Genomic DNA, 19682 nt, shown 5'->3' on the forward strand with positions numbered 1-19682 from the left:
ATCACATCCCTCCGTGGCGGATGCGTGGATCGATCCAGGCCAGGATCAGGTCGGATAGCAACGTCCCGAGGATCGTGAGAATGCCGAGCAGAAGGATGATGGCGCCCGCGAGATACATGTCCTGCGTGGTCAAAGAGCGCAGCAGCAATGGGCCGGCTGTCGGCAAATTCATTACCGCCGACACCACGACCGAGCTGGAAACGAGGGTGGGCAGCAGCCAGCCAATGGTTGAAACCAGCGGATTGAGGGCCACTCGCACCGGATATTTCAGCACGACGCGCCATTCCGGCAACCCTTTGGCCCGCGCCGTGACGACGTAGGGCTTGCTCAATTCGTCCAGAAGATTGGCGCGCATCACGCGGATAAGCTGCGCAGTGCCCGCCGTGGCCAGGACCAGGATCGGCGCCCAGGCGCGAGACAGGAAGTCGAGCAGTTTTTCAAGGCTCCAGGGGCTGTTCGCCAGTTCCGGCGAATAAAGGCCACCAAGGGTCTGACCGAAGTAGACATACCACAGGTACATGAGCACCAGGGCGAACAGAAAATTGGGGATGGCGAGTCCGATAAATCCGCCGATGGTGGCGAGATAGTCGCCGAGGGAATATTTGCGCACCGCGGCGTAGACCCCGATCGGCAAAGCCACGAGCCACATCACCAGGACGGCCAAACCCTCGAGAAGCACGGAATTGCCCATGCGACCCCAGATGAGTTCAGAGACGGGCGCGCTCCATTCGAAGCTCTCACCGAAATCACCCTGCAAGATTCCGCCGATCCACTTGAAATACTGGACAATAAACGGTTGGCCCAGTCCGTAGCGCTGGCGCAGGGCCTCAATCGTCGCCGGGTCGATACGATCGCCGGCAGCGCTCAACTGAGCCACGTAGCTGGTGAGATAATCGCCCGGTGGCAATTGGATGATTGCGAAGGCGACAAAGGAGACGGCCCAGATGGTCAATACCATCGCAATGAGCCGCCGAACAAGAAAGCCGAGCATAGTGGCTAACTCCGGAACCGGTTGGAGGCGCTTCCGCGGCAATCGCCGCGGAAGCTGAAGTGATGTGACGGGGCCTATTCGCTCGCGTCAGCGTAGTACCACTGGTGCGGATCGTAGGGGGCCGGGGTCGGGAACAACCAAGCCTGGCTCATCTGGTCCGGAACATTGCGCAGATTGTTCTTGGCAATGTAGTAGCCATCGGGGAACAGGCCGATACCGATAACGGGGAACTCTTCCTTGGCGATTGCCAGGATTTCTTCCATCAGCGCATTGCGATCTTCGGCTTCAGGGCTGGCCTTGAGCTCGTCGTAGAGCTCCATCTGCTTCTTGGCCCAGTCGGCGGGCTCGGAAGCGATTTCGGGGTCAGTACCATTGTACCAGGCCTGCCATTGGAAGGCCCAAACGGATTCACCGTTTGCAGGGAAGTAGTAGCGCGGCTCCTGGATGACATCGAGACCGCCATCGCCCTGCCAGATCTGTGCATCAAAATCGCCGCCGGGGCGCTTGTCGTAGAACAGGGCGCGGTCAATATTGTTGATCTCAACGTCAACACCCACGTCTTCGAGCTGCAACTGGACGAGCTCGAGAACGTCAACCCATTCCGGGCGAAGAGCCGAAATGACGTCGATGGTCAGGGTCAACGGCTCGCCGTTCTCCATCAGCCGGATGCCCTGACCGTTGGTTTCGGTCAGACCCGCCGCCTCGAGGTGCTCGATGGCGAGTTCAGGATCATATTCAGTGTATTGCTTGGCCATCTCCTCGTCATAGAACTGCGACTCGGGACGAGGAGCCACCTGGTAGGGTTCGCCCTGGCTGGTGTAGACGGCGTCGATGATTTCCTGGCGATTAATGCCGTGCGACAGGCCGATGCGGAAATCCTTGTTGTGGATCAGTTCGCGCATTGCCTCGTCAGGGTGGTTGAAGTTCAGCTGCAACACCGTCGTGTTGGAGAACGCATAGACTTCCTTGCCAAGCCGGTAGTCACCCTGCTCCTGGCCATCGAAGAAGATCGGCTGGTTGGCGACAGTGGTGATGTGACGGTCGCTGAAATCGATCTCACCATTGAGCGCCATAAGCGTAATTTCTTCGGTGCTTTCGCTGACGCGCATCGTCAGACGATCGATATAGGGCAACTGGTTCCCCTCGGGATCGACCTTCCAGTAGTATGGATTGCGCTCGAAGACGACCTGGCTGGCATTGGCAGTCCACGGCTCGCTGATGACCCAGGCATTCATGAACGGCAGATCGGGATTGGCCCAGCGCTCGAGTTCCTGGCCCCAGGCGCACTTGTCTTCCATCATGAAGGCCCAGTTGTCGTAACCTTCATCCTGTGCCAGTTGATCGGCGTTTTCATTCACGCCGGGGAAGAACTGGCCGCAATAGTCTTTCTGCAGCGAAACAACGGTGATGCCGTTCACACTGGCAAGCTCATCGAGCAGCAGCCCCTTTGGCCTCTCGAAGATGAACTTGAAAGTGGTCTCGTCGACAACCTCGGCCGACATTGGGTTGTTCGGATCGGTCATGAAGGTGCCGCCCACCGGATAGTCCGGGTGCTGCACGAGCTCGACGGCAAAAGCGATATCCGCGCTGGTGAAGGGCTTGCCGTCCGACCACTTCAGACCTTCACGAAGGTGGAAGGTGTATTCCGTGCCGTCATCGTTGGCCTCCCAGGATTCAGCAAGGTTTGGAATGATCTCGTTCCACTCGCGATTGTAGCGGACCAGACCATCATAATTGAGGGTACGCGATATCCAGCCGGTGTCGCCGGAGCCGCGCAAGGCCGAACGCCAGGTGCCGCCATAAGTGCCGATGCTGTCTACGGGCTCGATGACCAGCGGATTGGCCGGCAGCCGCTCCTCGACCGGCGGCAGGTCGCCGCCGTCCACCAACGCATCGAGCATGGGCGCCTGCTGCTGGGCCCAAGCTGGCCCGGCTGCCGCCAAGATGGCTGTCAGGGCCACTGCCCCGGCCAAACCAGACAAATGGTTCAATCTCATTCTTGTCCTCCCTCGGTCGACACCGGCTGGTCTCGACGCAAATTCAGGTCCGGCCTTCCTCGGAGCCGGCCCGTCAGATCCTCACGCTCAGGTGAGGTGCTCATTGCCGTTCAGCTTCCCTCCCGGGAGCGAATAATATCGATCTGCGTTCAGCTGTGTTGTTGGCTGGCGCGCTGATGCGGCAGTCGCAAGGCTACGCACGAAATTGCGCAACTTCAAGTTTTTTGCGCATTTCACGCAAGTTCTGCAATATTGCGCAAATTGCGTCGTAACGCCAGTTGGCTAGGTGCGGTTACGCAGTGCCGAGGCGGGGTTTTTCAACAAGTGGCGAGGAAGAAATTTGGTCTGCGGAACGCTCAGATCGGCTGATGCACGGTCTCGCCGTCGATCAGTGACACGCCAATTTCGAGTTGCTGCACGGCCAACTCACCATCGAGCCGATTGGCCAGCAATCGCACCACGCCGCGACCGAGCGCTTCGCGATCAACCCGCACAGTGCTGAGGCGCGGACTGGCCATGCCGGCGATGGGCAGATCGTCGAAACCGATGATGGAAAAGCCCGGCCGCATTGGCGAATCCTGACCCAGCAGGGACTCGACCATGGTGACGGCAATGCCGTCATTCCAGCAGAACACCGCGGTCACGTCGTATTTGCCGTCAAGCAAGTCGCTGAGCAGATCCTTGCTGGTGTGCTCGTTGGAGATCACCACAATCCCTTCGGTGCCGGGATTGGCCGCGATCGCTGCTTCAAAGCCACGGCGGCGCTGAAGAATGGTGGGGCGGTGCCGGTATGTGTAGTGCAGGATCTTGCGGTGTCCAGCATCGATGAGATGCTGGGTAGCCAGATAGGCGCCATAGAAATTGGCCGGACACACGGAGCTGAAGCGCATCTGCGGATCGCTGCCATTGGCCAGCACCAGCGTCAGATCATTGTCCTGTACCCATTGCGCAAGGGCGTCATCGGGATCGATGCCAGCCAGAATGAGACCGTTGGCGCCGGTCTTGGCCACTTGACGACGAACGAAATCGAGGGTCACCAGATCCTCATTGACCAGGCGGACATCCAGCACCAGCCCCAACGCGTCGGCCTGGGCGCGCATACCTCCGACGATGTCGTAGTAAAAGCTGGCCAAATTCCCCACAGCGCTGTTGATCGGGACCAGCGCCAGCGCCCGCTTGTCAAGGCGGATACCGGCGGGCGGATGCTTGCTCTTGTAGCCCATCATCCGGGCAACCCGCTGCACCTCGCCGCGCACGGCGTCGCTGATGCCGATTTCATTGGCCAAGGCCCGCGACACCGTGGACACTGAGACGCCCAGCTTTGCTGCGATATCGGCTTGGCTGGCGCGTTTGCCCGGTGCCATTTCGGTTCCCTTCCTGCTCCATCTACGCAATATTTGCGTTTCTTGAGCAAATCAAGAGCCTAAACATTTCGGTTGTCTGGCCTTGGTCACCTCGGATGAACTGCAGGAAGACGACACTTGCCCCGGGGCGTTCATCGTCGCGACAGCGCCGCTTGACGCTTGTCACGAATTCCCGCATTTAGGGGAAGTTGCGGGTGTAGCTCAATGGTAGAGCAGAAGCTTCCCAAGCTTACGACGAGGGTTCGATTCCCTTCACCCGCTCCATTTCCCGGACATTGCCGTTAACCTAAGGCGCGCAAGCACGGCGTCCACTCCCCTCGCCCTCAATGCCATCGCGATAGAGAGCAACGGAAACCGGCTGTTGGACAACATGCCGTTGGGCTCCAACTAAAATGGCCGGAATGAATCGAACGCTGCTATCTCCTCTTAGCTTGCCCCGACGCTGCGAAAGAACCGCTGGCAACGAATGAACGTTCGACCTTGTGCGCTCGCACTGGTTCGGCCGAAACCTGCCCATCGAGCGCACCTAGAGGACAGACGCTTCACTTCATGTGAATCGACGTTGCGAATTGAGGACGTGGCGACGCATTGCCTTTGCCGCTGCCTGCGGGTCTGCCGCAGCGATCGCCTCCGCGATCTGGCTGTGCTCTTCTATGGCGTCAAATACGGCCGTCGGCGGCTGTGACATGCGGAACAGATGCACGTGAACGTGCAGAGCCGAAAGGGCATCTTCAATGACCTTATTGCCGCTGCCCACGGCTATGGCGCGATGGAAGGCCTCGTCCAGCCGCGAAAACCTGGCATAGTCTTCCGGCGTGTCGGAGGTGCAATCGGACTTCATGCGCTGGCATTGGACGAGCAGTTCCCTGCGCGACGGCTCGCTTGTTCTTTCGGCAGCGAGCGCGGCCATGTGCGGTTCTGTGAGCAGACGGAATTCGTAGATCTGCTCAAGGCGATCCGGTTCGATGCGCTCTGCGACGCGATAGCCGACAAGATGAATTTTAACGACCAACCCCTGGGCCTCCAGGCGTGCAAGCGCCTCGCGAATGGGAGTCTGGGAGACGTTGAGCGAGCGCGACAAGGCGTCGACCGAGAGTTTTGTGCCCGGCGCGATGCTATGGGTGATCAATTGCTCGAACAGCCTGGCATAAACCTCTTCGGTCAATGCCGGGGGGCGCCGTATGTCGGTCAACGAATTCATTGCCGTCCTTCGTCTTGACAGTCCCAGACCAATACCACCAGTATGCCGCCACGACAATCAGATATCCTATAGGATTTGGCGTGCCGCAAATCGAAGTGAAAGAGTTGCGCCGGATAGCGACCAGTATCCTGCTGGATTCCGGCGTACCGGGGCCGCTCGCTGAGCTGCAGGCCGACCTGCTGCTTGAGGCCGAGTTGCGCGGCGTGCCCTCGCATGGGCTGCTGCGGCTCCGGCGCATCGTGGAGCGCATCGGCAATGGGTGCGCCAATCCCACGGCAACGGGACAACAAGTCTGGCGACGCGAGGGCTATCTCGAAGTCGACGGCGAAATGGGGCTAGGGCCGGTGGTTGCAGATGCCGCCCTGCAGGCTGTCTGCGCCAGGGCCAGACGAACCGGGATTGCCGTTGCGGCCATTCGCAACTCCAATCATATCGGTATGCTAGGCTTCTACGCCGAGCGGGTGGCCGGGGCCGGACAAACCATTTTGGCCTTTTCCACCAGCGAAGCCCTGGTTCACCCCTGGGGTGGGAGAAAGGCCATGCTGGGCACCAACCCGATTGCGATCGGTGTCCCCACCGGCAGCGATCCTTTCGTCATGGATACGGCGACCAGCATCGTTTCGATGGGCGAGGTTCACGATTATGCCAATCGCGGCGCAGCTCTGCCGCCTGGTTGGGCTCTGGACGGCAAGGGCGATCCCACAACGGATGCGGAAGCAGCCAAGTCAGGGGCGCTGGCCCCATTTGGGGGAGCAAAGGGCTATGCATTGGGGCTGGCCTTTGGCCTGCTGACGTCGAGCCTGGCCGGCGCAGCTTTGGGGCGGGATGTGCGCGGCACGCTGGATTCCGAGGCGGTCTGCAACAAGGGCGATCTGTTCATCGTCATCGACGGACCGACTACGGCCCTCGATGGTTATCTTGAAATGCTGCGGCAGACCGAGCCTGCCCACGGCGTGGACCAGGTATTGATCCCCGGCGAGCGCGGTCGGGCGTGCCGGGCGGAACGCCTGCGCGATGGTGTGCCGCTGGCCGACAGCCTCTGGCGGGACTTGCAGCAATTGGCCGGTGAAACCGGGTACAAAGGAGCTTGAGAGACATGCTGGAAACGGGCTTCGGCGTGGTCAGGGGGCCGCGCAATCTGGTGTTCGGTGCCGGACAGCGGCTGGCTCTGCCGCAATATGCCAAGACTTTGGGCCAACGCGCCCTCCTGGTCACCGATGAACGCATGGCAGCAGAGACGAGTTTTATCGAACTGGTCCGAGCGGTTGAAGCGACAGGGGTATCGGTTTCCGTCTTCGCTGGGGTCGAGGCGGAACTGCCCGCCGATTGTATCGCCGCCGGCGTTGAACAAGGCACGGCGTGTTCTGCCGACCTGATTGTCGGCATCGGCGGCGGCAGTTGCCTGGACGCGGCCAAAATCATCGCCCTGCTGCTCGCCCATGGTGGCGACATTTCGGACTATTACGGCGAGTTCAAGGTGCCCGGCCCGGTGCTGCCGCTGATTGCCTTGCCGACCACGGCTGGTACCGGCTCTGAAGTCACTCCGGTTGCCGTAGTGTCAGACAAGAACCGCGCCGTCAAAGTCGGTATTGCCAGCCCGCACCTCATTCCGCACACCGCTATTTGTGATCCGGAACTGACCTATGGGTGCCCTCCCCGACTGACCGCCGCTTCTGGCGCCGATGCGCTAACGCATGCGATCGAGGCTTTCACGACGGCACGGCGCAAGCCCGAAACATCGACTGTCCATGACCACGTCTTTCTGGGCAAGAATACCCTGAGTGACCTCTATGCCCTGGAGGCCATCAGGCTGATCGGCGGCAGTCTTGCCAAAGCCGTAAGTGACGGAACGGACCAGACGGCGCGCGCAGACATGATGCGTGGGGCGACGCTTGCGGGCCTTGCATTCGGCACAGCAGGAACAGCTGCCGCCCATGCGGTGCAATATCCGGTTGGAGCATTGACCCACACCGCCCATGGCCTGGGCGTGGCGGCAATGATGCCTTATGTCATGGAATTCAACCTGCCCCTGACCAGGCCCGAAATGGCAGAAATCGCGGTGGTTTTGGGATTGCCTGTCGGTGGCCTAAGCCAGGCCCAACGGGCTGCGGCTGCGGTCGATGGCGTCGCCGAGCTGTTTGCCGGCATTGGAATACCCACTGATATCCGCTCGCTTGGGCTTGCGGAGGACAAGCTGGAATGGATTGCCGAACTGGCCCTGGCGGCGACGCGGCTGGTCAAGAACAATCCACGGCCATTGGATACCCACTCCATGCAGCGGCTCGTGCAAGCCGCCTATCGCGGCGACCGCGCATCTTTGCGTAACGATGACTTCGAACCTGAGGCGAATTGACATGAGCATGGATCCGCAAATCTCCGCGCATCTGAGTTTTGATCCGACCGACATACCCGGTCGGTTGTTCATTGGCGGGCAATGGAGGCAAGGCAGGGGCGGCAGCGATATTGATGTGATTGATCCCTCGAGCGGTAGCATCATCGGGCAAGTGGCCGATGCCAGCGTGGATGACGCGATGGACGCTGTCGCGGCCGCTCATGATGCTCTTTCCGGCTGGGCCGCCACGGCCCCCCGCAAACGCAGTGAAATCCTGCGGCGCTGCTTTGAACTGATGATCGAGCGCAAGCAGATGCTGGCAGAGCTCATCTCGCTTGAGAACGGCAAGGCATTGGGGGATGCGCAGGGCGAAGTGGCCTATGCGGCCGAGTTCTTCCGCTGGTTTTCCGAGGAAGCGGTCCGGCTCAATGGTGATCTGTCCGTAGCGCCTAGTGGCGCCAATCGCATTCTGGTGCAGCACCAGCCTATCGGAGTTGCAGTGCTCGTTACACCGTGGAACTTCCCGGCCGCCATGGCGACCCGCAAGATCGCTCCGGCGCTGGCTGCCGGTTGCACCTGCGTGCTGAAGCCGGCGACGGAGACCCCGCTAACGGCCTATGCCCTGGCAGAGATCTATCGCGAGGCGGGCGTGCCCGATGGCGTGGTCAATGTCATCACCACGTCCAAGGCCGGTGCCGCGGTCAGCGCCATGCTGCATGATCCGCGCGTGCGGAAACTGTCGTTCACGGGGTCGACTGAAGTCGGCCGCCGCCTGTTACGAGAGGCTGCCGATACGGTCATTTCCTGCTCAATGGAGCTGGGCGGCAATGCGCCCTTTATCGTGTTCGATGACGCCGATCTCGGTGCGGCGCTGGATGGTGCCATGGTCGCCAAGATGCGCAATGGTGGCGAAGCCTGTACGGCGGCCAATCGCTTCTATGTGCAGGAGGGCATTGCCGAGGCGTTCTCTGCCGGGCTTGCCGAACGGATGAAGGCGCTCAAGGTCGGACCGGGCTACGATGCGGCAACCCAGTGCGGGCCGTTGATCAATCAGGATGCCGTGTCGCGCATCGACACCTGGATCGACGAAGCGGTCGAGGGTGGTGCCAGGGTCCTGGCAGGGGGCGAAACGGACGTTGGCAAGGGTTACTTCCTCTCGCCCACCGTGCTCACCTCGGTTCCGGCGGGGGCGAGACTGATGCGCGAGGAGATCTTCGGCCCGGTGGCACCCATTGCCGTCTTCAAGACCGAGGATGAAGCCATTGCCCTCGCCAACAACACCGAATATGGCCTGATCGCCTATGTCTTCACCCAGGATCTGGCGCGTGGCTTGCGGGTATCGGAGAAGGTGGAGTCAGGCATGGTCGGCCTCAATCGCGGCCTGGCGTCCGATCCTGCCGCGCCGTTCGGCGGCACCAAGCAGAGCGGGCTGGGCCGTGAGGGCGCTCACCACGGCATTCTCGAATTCTGCGAGACCAAATATATCGCGGTCAGCTGGTAGACGGGCTGCGGTCACTCTCGGCGGCCGCACGCCCTGATATATTCGATCCCGACCAGAGACGTGATGCGCTCGCGTCATTCCAAATGCGAGCGCCTGAGCAGAAGGCGATGCGGTGCGCGCCTCCTGGGCGGGCCTCATGGTGAACGGGTCGCCCAATTCGGCAAGATCGGGGCGCGGTCAGATCGTGTCAGGCGTAGTGCTTGATATTGCGAGAGGGGGGCCGGTTCACCGTGGGCGCGGGCATTCGGGGTGGCGCCAGTCCTGTCCGGCATTATGTTGGCGCATCGGCGTGCGGTAGTGGTGGCGCGCGCCAGACGCGGCGTGTGGCGCGGGCGGTGCGTCCTATATCGCCAATGGGACTGGTTGAAGCATTATTTGGGAGGAAACCGAGATGCCCCTTTATGCCCTTGATGGACAAGCACCGAAAATCGATCCGCAAACCGCCTGGATAGCGCCCACGGCCGTTCTGGTCGGCAAGATTGTAATGCATGCGGATGCCAGCATCTGGTTTGGCGTCGTCGCGCGCGGAGATAATGAGGAGATTACGATTGGTGAGGGCAGCAATGTGCAAGAGAACTCGGTGCTTCACACCGATCTGGGGCATCCGCTGACAATCGGGAAAGGCTGCACCATCGGCCACAAAGCGATGCTGCACGGCTGCACGATCGGCGACAACACCCTGATCGGCATGGGGGCGACCGTGCTTAATGGCGCGCGCATTGGTCAAAACTGCCTGATTGGCGCCGGAGCATTGATCACGGAGGGCAAGGAGATTCCGGATGGGTCTCTTGTAGTTGGCAGTCCAGGAAAGGTGCTGAGATCACTGGACGCAGATGCAATTGCTGCCTTGGAGCGTTCCGCATCGGGGTATGTGCTGAACGCGCGCCGCTTCGCCAAAGGGCTGGTGGCAATGGAGGCCTCCAGAGACTTTGACCCTGCATGAGTGCAGTGGGCTTCTCATCCAGCTCGGCGCCGCCCGACGACAACTCGCTCAGGGGCCCCGCTGACGCATGATCGTGAGGGCGTCACGCGCGTTGCCCATTCGATTGACTGGCCGATGCCGCCGGATCGATCCGGCGACATCGTGTTTCGGTTTAACCCGCGTCAGGCGGAGCGGTTCTTGTTGTAGAGATCGAAGAACACAGCTGCGAGCAGCACCACGCCCTTGATCATCTGCTGCCAGTCGATATTGACGCCCATGATCGACATGCCGTTGTTCATCACGCCCATGATGAAGGCACCGATCACCGCGCCGGCGACCTGGCCAACCCCGCCCAGCGCCGAAGCGCCACCAATGAACACGGCCGCGATCACATCCAACTCGAGCCCCTGCCCGGCCTTCGGCGTCGCCGAGTTGAGGCGCGCCGCATAAATCATGCCGGCGAGTGCCGCCAGGGCACCCATGATGGCAAAGATGTAGAAGGTGGTGCGTTCGGTCTTGATGCCCGAGAGGGCCGCAGCCTTGAGGTTACCACCCAGGGCGTAGATACGGCGCCCGAAGGTCAGGCGCTTGGTCATGAACACGAAGAAGGCGATCAACACGCCCATCACCACCAGCACGTTGGGCAGGCCGCGATAGGAAGCGAGCATGTAGGCGAAGAACAGCACCAAGGCTGCAATCACCACATTCTTGATGACAAACAGGCTGAACGGTTCGACGTCATAGCCGCGCGCCAGGCGGCGGCCACGCCCCCGGATCGAGAAGAACACCATGCCGACAATGGCCAGGATGGCGATCACCATGGTCGTGGAGTGCAACACCACGTTCTGCCCGTTCTCAGCCAGCCAGGGCATGGTGATCGGGCCCACGATATCGGGAATAAAACCGGCCGAGAGCATTTGAAACTCGGGAGGGAACGGACCAACCGACTTTCCGGACAGGATAGCCAGCGACAGCCCCTTGAAAATCAACATGCCGGCCAGCGTGACGATGAAGGCGGGCACCCGGTGATAGGCAATGATGTAGCCCTGCGCGGCACCAATGGCCGCGCCAGCCAGCAGACAGATGGCGCCGGCCACCAGCGGATGGGCCAGGAAGGCCAGTTCGGGGGGGAAATTCCAGCCCACCATGAGCATGGCCGCCAAAGCACCGATGAAGCCGGAGACCGAACCGACCGACAGGTCGATGTGACCGGCCACGATGACCAACAGCATGCCCAGCGCCATCACGATGATGTAGCTGTTCTGCAGGATGATGTTGGTCAGGTTCACCGGCTTGAACAGCACGCCATTGGTGAAATACTGGAAAAACAGCATGATGAGGATCAGCGCCAGTAGCAGACCGTAATCGCGCATATTGGCGCGCAGAGCGCCCATTAGCGTCAATTCATGGGTCTGAGCCGGCTGGGCCGCGGAACCGGTTCCGGTCGGTGCAGTTTCGGTGGTCATGATGCCTTTCCTTCGGCGCGCACGATGGAGCGCATGATCTTTTCCTGGCTCGCCTCGCTGGTGGGCATTTCGCCCACGATGCGGCCTTCATTCATAACATAGAGACGGTCGGTGATGCCCAGGAGCTCGGGCATTTCCGAAGAGATCACCAGGATCGCCTTCCCCTGGGCGGCGAGCTGATTGATGATGGTGTAAATCTCATACTTGGCCCCCACGTCGATGCCGCGGGTCGGCTCATCGAGAATGAGCACATCGGGATTGGCGTAGAGCCATTTGCTCAACACCACTTTTTGCTGGTTGCCGCCAGAGAGGTTGCCCACGACCTGATAGACGCTGGAGGAGCGGATATTGGTCTTTCTGCGGTAGTCATTGGCCGCGTCGAGTTCAGCCAGATCATCGATCACGTTCCAGCGAGACACACCCCTCAAATTGGCAATGGTGGTGTTGTGCTTGATGTGGTCGATCAGGTTCAGGCCATAGGTCTTGCGGTCCTCGGTGGCATAGGCAATGCCATTGCGGATCGACTTGTCGACGCTTGAGGTGTCTACCTTCTGACCGTTGACAAAGACTTCCCCGGAAATCTTCTGCCCATAGGATTTACCGAATACGCTCATGGCAAACTCGGTGCGACCCGAGCCCATCAGGCCGGCAATACCGACGACCTCGCCCTTGCGAAGCGAGATGTTCACGTCGCGAATGATCTGCCGCTCGCGATGCTGGGGATGGAAGACGTTCCAGTTGCGCACCTCGAGCACCACTTCGCCCACATTCGGAGTGCGTGCGGGATAGCGGTCGTTCAGCGCGCGGCCCACCATCGAGGTGATGATGCGATCCTCGGTGATGTCCTCGGTGTTCATCGTCTCGATCGACTTGCCGTCGCGGATGACGGTCACGCGGTCGGCGATGCGGGAGATCTCGTTGAGCTTGTGGCTGATGATGATCGAGGTAATGCCCTGCTTCTTGAACTCGAGCAACAGGTCGAGCAGTGCCTGGCTGTCCTTTTCGGAGAGCGACGCGGTAGGCTCGTCTAGAATGAGCAATTGCACCTGCTTGGAGAGCGCCTTGGCGATCTCGACGAGCTGCTGCTTGCCCACCCCGATATTGGTGATCAGCGTATCGGGATCTTCCTTGAGCCCCACCATTTTGAGCAGTTTGCGCGCGCCATCGCGGGTCTCGTCCCAGTCGATAATGCCGCCCCTGGTCTGCTCATTGCCCAGAAAGATGTTCTCGGCAATCGAGAGCAGCGGTACCAGTGCCAGCTCCTGATGGATGATGACGATGCCCTTGTGCTCGCTGTCGCTGATCGATTTGAAGTGCTGCTCTTCACCCCGATAAATGATCTGCCCGTCATACGAGCCGGTGGGATAGACCCCGCTCAGCACCTTCATCAGGGTGGATTTGCCCGCGCCGTTCTCGCCGCAAATGGCGTGAATCTCGCCCTCGCGCACATCCAGATTGACGTCGGACAGCGCCTTGACGCCGGGGAAGGTCTTGGTGATGCCGCGCATCTCCAGAATGGTTTTGGTCATGCTGACCCTGTCATTTCAGTGACCGACAATGGGCTCACCGGAGCTTCGCCCCTTATGAACCCGGCCCTCCGAGCGCCAATAGACGGTTGGAAGGCCCGGTGAAATAGCCTGAAAAGGGACCCCGAATGAACGGGATCCCCTGATCGCAAGCCGCTTACTGCAGCTCTTCAGCGTTGATGTAGCCTGAATCGACCACGCGCTCTTCGTAATTGGTGACGTCCACTTCATACGGGGTCAGCAGGATCGAGGGCACAACCTTGACGCCGTTGTCATAGGTCGAGGTGTCCAGACCGGTCGGCTCTTCGCCCGACAGCACGGTGTCGATGAGCTGGGCAGTGTACTGAGCCAGTTCACGGGTGTCCTTGAACACGGTCGAGTACTGTTCGCCAGCAATGATTGCCTTGACCGAAGGGGTCTCTGCATCCTGGCCGGTGATGATCGGCCATTCGAGGTCGCCCGAGCCGTAACCAACGCCACGCAGCGAGGAGATGATACCGCGGCTCAGACCATCATAGGGGGAGAGCACGCCATGCACGCGGCTGCCGTCCGAATAGTTGGCCGACAGGATATTATCCATGCGTGCCTGGGCGACAGCGCCGTCCCAACGGAGCGTACCGACCTGCTCCATGCCCTGCTGACCCGACTTGATGACGATGTCACCAGCGTCGATCATAGGCTGCAGCACGGCCATGGCGCCGTCATAGAAGAAGAAGGCGTTGTTGTCGTCCGGCGAACCGCCGAACAGCTCGACATTCCAGGGCTTGTCGTCGCCGAAGCGCTGCTCAAGACCCTTCACCAGGCTGTTGGCCTGGAGCACGCCCACCTGGAAGTTGTCGAAAGTGGTATAGTAGTCGACATTGCCGCTTTCGCGGATCAGACGGTCATAGGCAATGACCTTGACTCCCTGGTCGGCAGCGTTCTGCAGCACGGCTGAGAGCGTGGTGCCGTCGATGGAGCCGATCACGAGGACCTTGGCACCCTTGGTGACCATGTTCTCGACCTGGGCCAGCTGGTTCGGAATGTCGTCTTCTGCAAACTGCAGGTCGACAGAATAGCCCATGCCTTCAAGGGCAGTCTTGAGCTCGTTGCCGTCCGAGATCCAGCGCAGCGAGGACGAGGTCGGCATGGCAACGCCAATGAGACCCTTATCCTGGGCAAACGCACCGGTGACAGCGGTTGCGAGCATCGCACCCGTGGCGACCAGTGTCGCGATTGATTTGAGAACCTTCACGTCTCGACTCCCTAAAAACTTTCGAGATTGGTTGTTTGTGGTCTTCTGGGTTCGGAAAAATCTGACGGCTCTGGACCCAGCCATCATCGGCACAACCACAAGGTCGCACCATTGATCGCCGGCTGAAGCCGCCTCTGGATCAGGTCAACACCCTTAGGGCATTGCCTTGTGGAACGATTTGAATCCTCCGGCACAGACAGCGGTTTGCCGCCATGATGGACTCTCCCAAGCCCGCGCGCTGGACGCTAGAATAATCAGATAGGCGTGTAAAGCGCCCTCGTGCCTGCCACCTAGTATTTTTCGACTATCGTAAAAAATGCAGGGCCTGCGGCGCGGCGCATGCGTGATCTGTGGGCTCAGCGGCAGACGCACTATCGGGAGTTGCAACGGATCAAAAAAGCCGGCACAAACCTCTGAAGTTATCAGATATGTTTGGAGTTGAGAATTTCTAGAACCGGTTCCTTATCCGGAGGAGGCAGCGCTGCGGCCGATGTTGCGGACGATCTGGCCAATGAGATCCTCACCGCGCTGACCCCGGGCGCCAGCCTGCCCAGCGAAGCCGAGCTGGCGAGCCGCTATGCGGTCAACCGCCTGACCATTCGCGAGGCGATCAAGCTGCTTGCGGGGCGCGGTCTGCTGGACATCGCGCGTGGCCGAAAAGCTGTGGTGCGAGAGCCGGATGGTGCGGCCTTTTCGGATTTTCTAACATCGCTGTTGCATAATGACTCCAAGAGCCTTTTCGATCTGATCGAGGTCCGGCTCTCGCTCGAAGTGCAAAGCGCGACCCTGGCCGCAAAGCGCGCCAACCGCGCGGGGATTGCCGCCATCGAAAGCGCGTTGCACGGGATGCAGGACAATGCGGACGCTGCCATAAAGGGGGACCCAGCGGCCGACCGCCGCTTCCACGATTTCGATGTGGGGTTCCATGAAGCGGTGGCCCTGGCCAGTGGCAACCGTATCCTGGGCTATCTGTTCGAGGCCATGTCGGCCCAACTCCGGTACGGGATCCAAATCAGCCGGCGCGGACACACCAATCGCGGGCACACGCTGTACGACACCATTGCCTGGCATGAACGTATTCTTGATGCCATCCGGGCGGGCAATGCCCGTGCCGCTGGCGAAGCCATGCGCCAGCACTTGAAAGATACCGAGAACGACATCCGCAATGCACTCTCGAACATGGCGGACCAGCCAGCCTGATGGCATTATTGGCCCAAGGATACGGCGACTAGGCACTATGCCGGTTGACGCGCATGCCGGTGCGCGCTTATCGCCAGTTGTGCAGAATTCGCTGGGCCTTACCATCAGGTGCGATCTGTTGCTGACTGGCCGCGATGCTGGGGCAGGGTCGCAGCCCATTTCACGGAGACCTGGCATTGGCTAGACGTTCGGAGCAAGCTTTGGCCTCGCCCTGGCTGGTCGCCGCCATGCGGCTGGGTGTTCTGGCGCTGCTCTTGTTGCTCTGGGCGCTGGCCGCCGACAATGTCAGCCGAAATATCATCCCCTCGCCGTTGGAAACGCTTGAGGCCGCCGAGCGCCTCTGGGCGGATGGCCGGTTGCCGGGAGCACTCGGAACGAGCCTTGTGACCTATCTCGGCGGTTTCGCGCTGGCCGTCGTGTTTGCATTGCCGCTCGGCATTGTCATGGGCGCGTTCGGCCTGTTGGGCCGAACCATCGAAATCTATGTCTACGCGCTGGCGGCGACGCCGCGGGTAGCGTTCATCCCTCTCATCATCCTCACGCTCGGACTGGGCATCGAGGCCAAGCTGTTCGTGGTGTTTCTGGGCGCCGTGATGCCGATCATCATCAATACCTATGCCGGGGTGCGCCAGGCAGACCCGGACCTGGTTGAAATGGCCCGAAGCGTTGGCGCTTCGCGCGGCCGCACTTTCAGGGCTATCGTGCTGCCCGGTGCTGTGCCTTATGTGCTGGCGGGCCTGCGCATCGGGGCCACGATCGGCCTGATCAATACCGTGGTTGCCGAGCTCTACACAGCCGTGACCGGCCTGGGCGGGCTTCTGGCCCTTTATGGCAATACCTTCCGCATGGCCGAGTACTTCGTCATCGTCCTGACGCTGGCCGCAATCGGGGTCGTCGTCACCGAACTACTGCGTTTGCTTGAACTTCGCCTGACACGCTGGTCGAACTGAATACCAAAGAGAACGAGACCTTATCCAATGCCATCCAAGCTCACCCGCCTTCTAGCCCCGTTTGTCATTCTGGGTGCGTTTTCCGTCTGTGCCATGGCCCAGTCGGATGCGCCCTTTCGACTGATCGTCACCCATCTCGAGCCACCATTGGTGCCCAATTCGGTGATGGACCTGGCTGAAACGCTCGGCTATTTCGACCAGGAGGGCGTGAATGTGGAACTGGTGCGCGTGCAACAGACACCCTCGGCGCTGGCAGCGCTGCAGGCGGGTGAAGGCGAGATGGCCAATATCGGCGTGGATGCCTTGTTACAGGCCATTGCCGCCGGGGCGACTGACCTTCGTGCGGTGACCTCGCCCAACAAGGCGCTGCCGTTCCTGATCGCGGCGAAGGACGAGATCACCTCCGTAGAAGACTTGGCCGGCGCCCGCTTCGGGGTCGGCCGGATCGGAAGCCTTGACTATTCGCTGTCATCATTGGTGCTGGACAGCATGGGCGCTAACATCGATCAGTCCCAGATTGTTGCGCTAGGCCAGCCCAATGTGCGGGCTCAGGCGCTGGCGGCCGGCCAGATCGACGCTACCACCATGTCGATCGGCACCTGGCTGAGCCTGCCCGACACCACGGGCCTGCACGTGCTGGTCGACCAGGAGGCCTATTTTACCGCGGCGCCGCTGGTCAACAAGGTCAATGCCGTCCCGGGCAATGTGCTGGCCGAACGTCCCGATGACGTGGCCGCCGTCATTCGCGCCCTGATCCGCATCAGCCGCGATGTTGCGGCCGATCCGCAGGTCTGGGTGGAGGGCATGGCCGGGGCCCTGCCCAATGTCGACGCGGCTGTGCTGGATGCGTTGGTCGCAAGCTTTGCCACGAGCTGGAGCGTCAATGGCGGAATGAGCGCCGATGAGTTGGCCTATACGGCAGACTGGCTCTTCGGCACTGAAGACTTTTCCACGGCCACTCCGCTTGCGCTGGAAGACTGGGTGAGCTTTGTCCCGGCAGATGCGGCGCTGGCTACGCTGGGCACTGTCGAAGACATGGACCCCGCCGATCGATGAGCGATCACCCGCCCGTTCCCGAGATGGTTCATTCGTCCACGCGCGGGCGGGCCATTCGCTTTGCCAAGGTCAGCAAAGATTTCACTACGGGCAATGGTAGGCGGATCAGCGCTGTGCGCCAGGTCGATCTCGAGATTGCCGAACAGCAATTCGTCGCCCTGATCGGCCCGTCGGGTTGTGGCAAAAGCACGCTGCTGCGTCTGGCGGACGGGCTGCTGGAACCGGATATGGGCCAGATCAAGCTCGGCGATACCTCGCCGCGGCCGGGCCCGGCTACCGGCATGGTGTTCCAGAACTTCCGCCTCATCCCCTGGCGCAGCATTGCAGGCAATGTCGGCTTTGCCCTCGAAGGACAGGGCCTGGATACAGCAGAGCTGAATCAGCGCGTGCGAATGCAACTTGAGCAGGTCGGCCTGGCGCAATGGGCCAACCATTATCCGGCCCAACTGTCGGGCGGCATGCGGCAACGTGTGGCGCTGGCGCGCGCGCTGATTGGCCGGCCGGACGTGCTGCTGATGGATGAGCCCTTTGCGAGCCTGGACGCCCAGACGCGTGAGTTGATGCAGGATGATCTACTAGCGCTGTGGGAGCATCATCGACCCACCGTGCTGTTCGTGACCCATAGCGTGGATGAGGCCCTGCTGCTGGCCGACCGGGTGATCGTGATGGGCGGCGGCGCCGTACTCGAAGACCTGACGATCGACCTGCCGCGACCGCGCCGTAGCACCGATGCCCGGAGGGTCGCAGAATATGGCCGATTGCGCGAGCATTTGTGGTCGCGGATCCGGGACCTGGTGCTGGCGGATCCGGCATCGGCGTTTTTCGGCCGCCGCTAGCCGGGCGGGCTGCCAGGGCATTGATCTCGGTTAAGCTACTGTTTCCAAGAGACCTTCTACGTAGCTCTCCAGACAAGGAGAACTCCGTATGCCTGTGGCCGTACTCAATGTCCGTCCCACACGTCAAAGATCACTCGACCGCGTCCGCATGGACAATCGCAACAAAAGACTGGCCCTGGCCAGCGTGGGTGCACGGGTTCTGCTCTATGCGCCGCGCGACGAACCCCGCCATGGCTATTTCGCCACCGCAGTTCTGACCGATGTGATCCCCGACATGACGCAGCGGCGTTTCATGTTTCTCAAACTTGAAGATGTCGCCCGCTTCACACACTGCATCCCGCTCGAAGCGCTTGCGGCTCCGATTGAGAGCCGAGCCTATCGGCATGATGGCAGCCTGGACTTTAGCCACTTTTCTCCCAGCATTCGGGCTCTCTTGCCAGAGGATCAAATTGCCGCTTTGGCACTCGCCAACCAAAATGGTGCAATAGACGGGTTCCAGATGCCGCAGGCGCCGGCATTGCACCATCGAGATGCACCGCCGCCCGCACGTCGTGGCAGGGTCGCCATATTGCGCAATGTGCAGTTGCGATGGTCAGTTCTGCAGGCTTATGGCACCGCCTGTGCAGTTTGTGGCGATGACAATTCGATCCACGCGATCGGCGCCCATGAGGTCGAAGTCTGTCACCTCAGGGCGCTCGCGCATGGCGGGCCGGATGAATTGACCAATGCCATGCCCATGTGCCGGACCCATCGCTGGTTCTATGACCGCGGCGGCTTCACGCTGGCCGATGCTGGCGGGATCATCCTGAGCAGTCTGGCACCGCCCGCGCTGCGCCGGCAACTGCATGGCCGGCAAGCGGCGCGTTTCCCCAATGCAGTGCAGGCCTGGCCACGGGCCGAGCACCTGCAGTTTCACCGCGATCACGTGTTTCTGGGGTAGATACGAAGCGCAGGCCAGAACGCAAAACGCCCCCGCTGATTTGCGGGGGCGTTTTTGTATTGGTTTTGTGGAGAGAGTGTGTGTTTTTGGCAGACCTTGCAGTGACCTACTCTCCCAAGTCTTGAGACTTAGTACCATTGGCGCGGAGGGATTTGACGGTCGAGTT

General features: G+C 60.8%; 16 protein-coding genes and 1 tRNA gene. 10 read left to right on the plus strand and 7 right to left on the minus strand.

The window, feature by feature from the left end:
• Position 1: 1 nt before the first annotated feature.
• From GGR20_RS17200 to GGR20_RS17210, 3 genes are all read right to left on the minus strand, one after another.
• A complete protein-coding gene (locus GGR20_RS17200; RefSeq protein ID WP_183312585.1) occupies positions 2-991 on the minus strand; it encodes an ABC transporter permease in 990 nt (329 codons plus the stop codon).
• A 74-nt stretch (positions 992-1065) separates the two neighbouring features.
• Complete coding sequence (locus GGR20_RS17205) at positions 1066-2988, minus strand: ABC transporter substrate-binding protein (RefSeq protein ID WP_183312586.1); 1923 nt, start codon at positions 2986-2988, stop codon at positions 1066-1068.
• A 356-nt stretch (positions 2989-3344) separates the two neighbouring features.
• The gene (locus tag GGR20_RS17210) at positions 3345-4352 is read right to left on the minus strand and encodes a LacI family DNA-binding transcriptional regulator (RefSeq protein WP_183312587.1); all 1008 of its coding nucleotides are present in this window, start codon (positions 4350-4352) and stop codon (positions 3345-3347) included.
• Positions 4353-4542: 190 nt separating this feature from the next.
• Here GGR20_RS17210 and GGR20_RS17215 point away from each other — a divergent pair.
• Positions 4543-4616: transfer RNA gene (locus tag GGR20_RS17215), tRNA-Gly, on the plus strand.
• Positions 4617-4899: 283 nt separating this feature from the next.
• Here the strand turns inward: GGR20_RS17215 and GGR20_RS17220 are convergent.
• Positions 4900-5553 carry a GntR family transcriptional regulator gene (locus GGR20_RS17220; protein ID WP_183312588.1) on the minus strand — a complete coding sequence of 218 codons (654 nt, stop codon included), beginning with the start codon at positions 5551-5553 and terminating at the stop codon, positions 4900-4902.
• 80 nt (positions 5554-5633) lie between these two features.
• Here GGR20_RS17220 and GGR20_RS17225 point away from each other — a divergent pair, with 80 nt between their 5' ends.
• The 4 genes from GGR20_RS17225 to GGR20_RS17240 all read left to right on the plus strand — a co-directional run bounded on the left by GGR20_RS17225 (position 5634) and on the right by GGR20_RS17240 (position 10329).
• Complete coding sequence (locus tag GGR20_RS17225) at positions 5634-6644, plus strand: Ldh family oxidoreductase (RefSeq protein WP_253560318.1); 1011 nt, start codon at positions 5634-5636, stop codon at positions 6642-6644.
• Between the two features lie 5 nt (positions 6645-6649).
• Entirely contained in the window at positions 6650-7906 is a 1257-nt protein-coding gene (locus GGR20_RS17230; RefSeq protein ID WP_183312590.1) for an iron-containing alcohol dehydrogenase, read from the plus strand.
• A gap of 1 nt (position 7907) precedes the next feature.
• Positions 7908-9386: an NAD-dependent succinate-semialdehyde dehydrogenase gene (locus tag GGR20_RS17235; RefSeq protein ID WP_183312591.1), complete on the plus strand. Its 1479-nt coding sequence runs from the start codon at positions 7908-7910 to the stop codon at positions 9384-9386.
• Positions 9387-9777: 391 nt separating this feature from the next.
• The gene (locus tag GGR20_RS17240) at positions 9778-10329 is read left to right on the plus strand and encodes a gamma carbonic anhydrase family protein (protein ID WP_183312592.1); all 552 of its coding nucleotides are present in this window, start codon (positions 9778-9780) and stop codon (positions 10327-10329) included.
• A 161-nt stretch (positions 10330-10490) separates the two neighbouring features.
• Here the strand turns inward: GGR20_RS17240 and mmsB are convergent, their stop codons facing one another.
• The 3 genes from mmsB to chvE all read right to left on the minus strand — a co-directional run bounded on the left by mmsB (position 10491) and on the right by chvE (position 14534).
• Positions 10491-11774 carry a multiple monosaccharide ABC transporter permease gene (mmsB, locus tag GGR20_RS17245; protein WP_183312593.1) on the minus strand — a complete coding sequence of 428 codons (1284 nt, stop codon included), beginning with the start codon at positions 11772-11774 and terminating at the stop codon, positions 10491-10493.
• On the minus strand, positions 11771-13303 hold the full coding sequence (mmsA, locus tag GGR20_RS17250; protein WP_183312594.1) for a multiple monosaccharide ABC transporter ATP-binding protein: 1533 nt from the start codon (positions 13301-13303) through the stop codon (positions 11771-11773). Before mmsA ends, mmsB begins: the two co-directional genes overlap by 4 nt.
• Before the next feature lie 154 nt (positions 13304-13457).
• A complete protein-coding gene (gene chvE, locus GGR20_RS17255; protein ID WP_338084736.1) occupies positions 13458-14534 on the minus strand; it encodes a multiple monosaccharide ABC transporter substrate-binding protein in 1077 nt (358 codons plus the stop codon).
• Between the two features lie 438 nt (positions 14535-14972).
• On the opposite strand from chvE, the gene GGR20_RS17260 reads away from it, so the two are divergent.
• The 5 genes from GGR20_RS17260 (at position 14973) to GGR20_RS17280 (ending at position 19516) form a co-directional block, all read left to right on the plus strand.
• Positions 14973-15734, plus strand: coding sequence for a FadR/GntR family transcriptional regulator (locus GGR20_RS17260; protein ID WP_183312596.1), 762 nt, complete (start codon positions 14973-14975; stop codon positions 15732-15734).
• A 176-nt stretch (positions 15735-15910) separates the two neighbouring features.
• Complete coding sequence (locus GGR20_RS17265; RefSeq protein WP_246349720.1) at positions 15911-16684, plus strand: ABC transporter permease; 774 nt, start codon at positions 15911-15913, stop codon at positions 16682-16684.
• A gap of 27 nt (positions 16685-16711) precedes the next feature.
• Positions 16712-17740 carry an ABC transporter substrate-binding protein gene (locus tag GGR20_RS17270; RefSeq protein ID WP_183312597.1) on the plus strand — a complete coding sequence of 343 codons (1029 nt, stop codon included), beginning with the start codon at positions 16712-16714 and terminating at the stop codon, positions 17738-17740.
• Positions 17737-18576: an ABC transporter ATP-binding protein gene (locus GGR20_RS17275; RefSeq protein WP_246349721.1), complete on the plus strand. Its 840-nt coding sequence runs from the start codon at positions 17737-17739 to the stop codon at positions 18574-18576. Before GGR20_RS17270 ends, GGR20_RS17275 begins: the two co-directional genes overlap by 4 nt.
• Before the next feature lie 88 nt (positions 18577-18664).
• Positions 18665-19516, plus strand: coding sequence for an HNH endonuclease (locus GGR20_RS17280; protein WP_183312598.1), 852 nt, complete (start codon positions 18665-18667; stop codon positions 19514-19516).
• Positions 19517-19682 lie beyond the last annotated feature (166 nt).

It is taken from the genome of Devosia subaequoris (genome assembly GCF_014197055.1).
Lineage (GTDB): Bacteria > Pseudomonadota > Alphaproteobacteria > Rhizobiales > Devosiaceae > Devosia > Devosia subaequoris.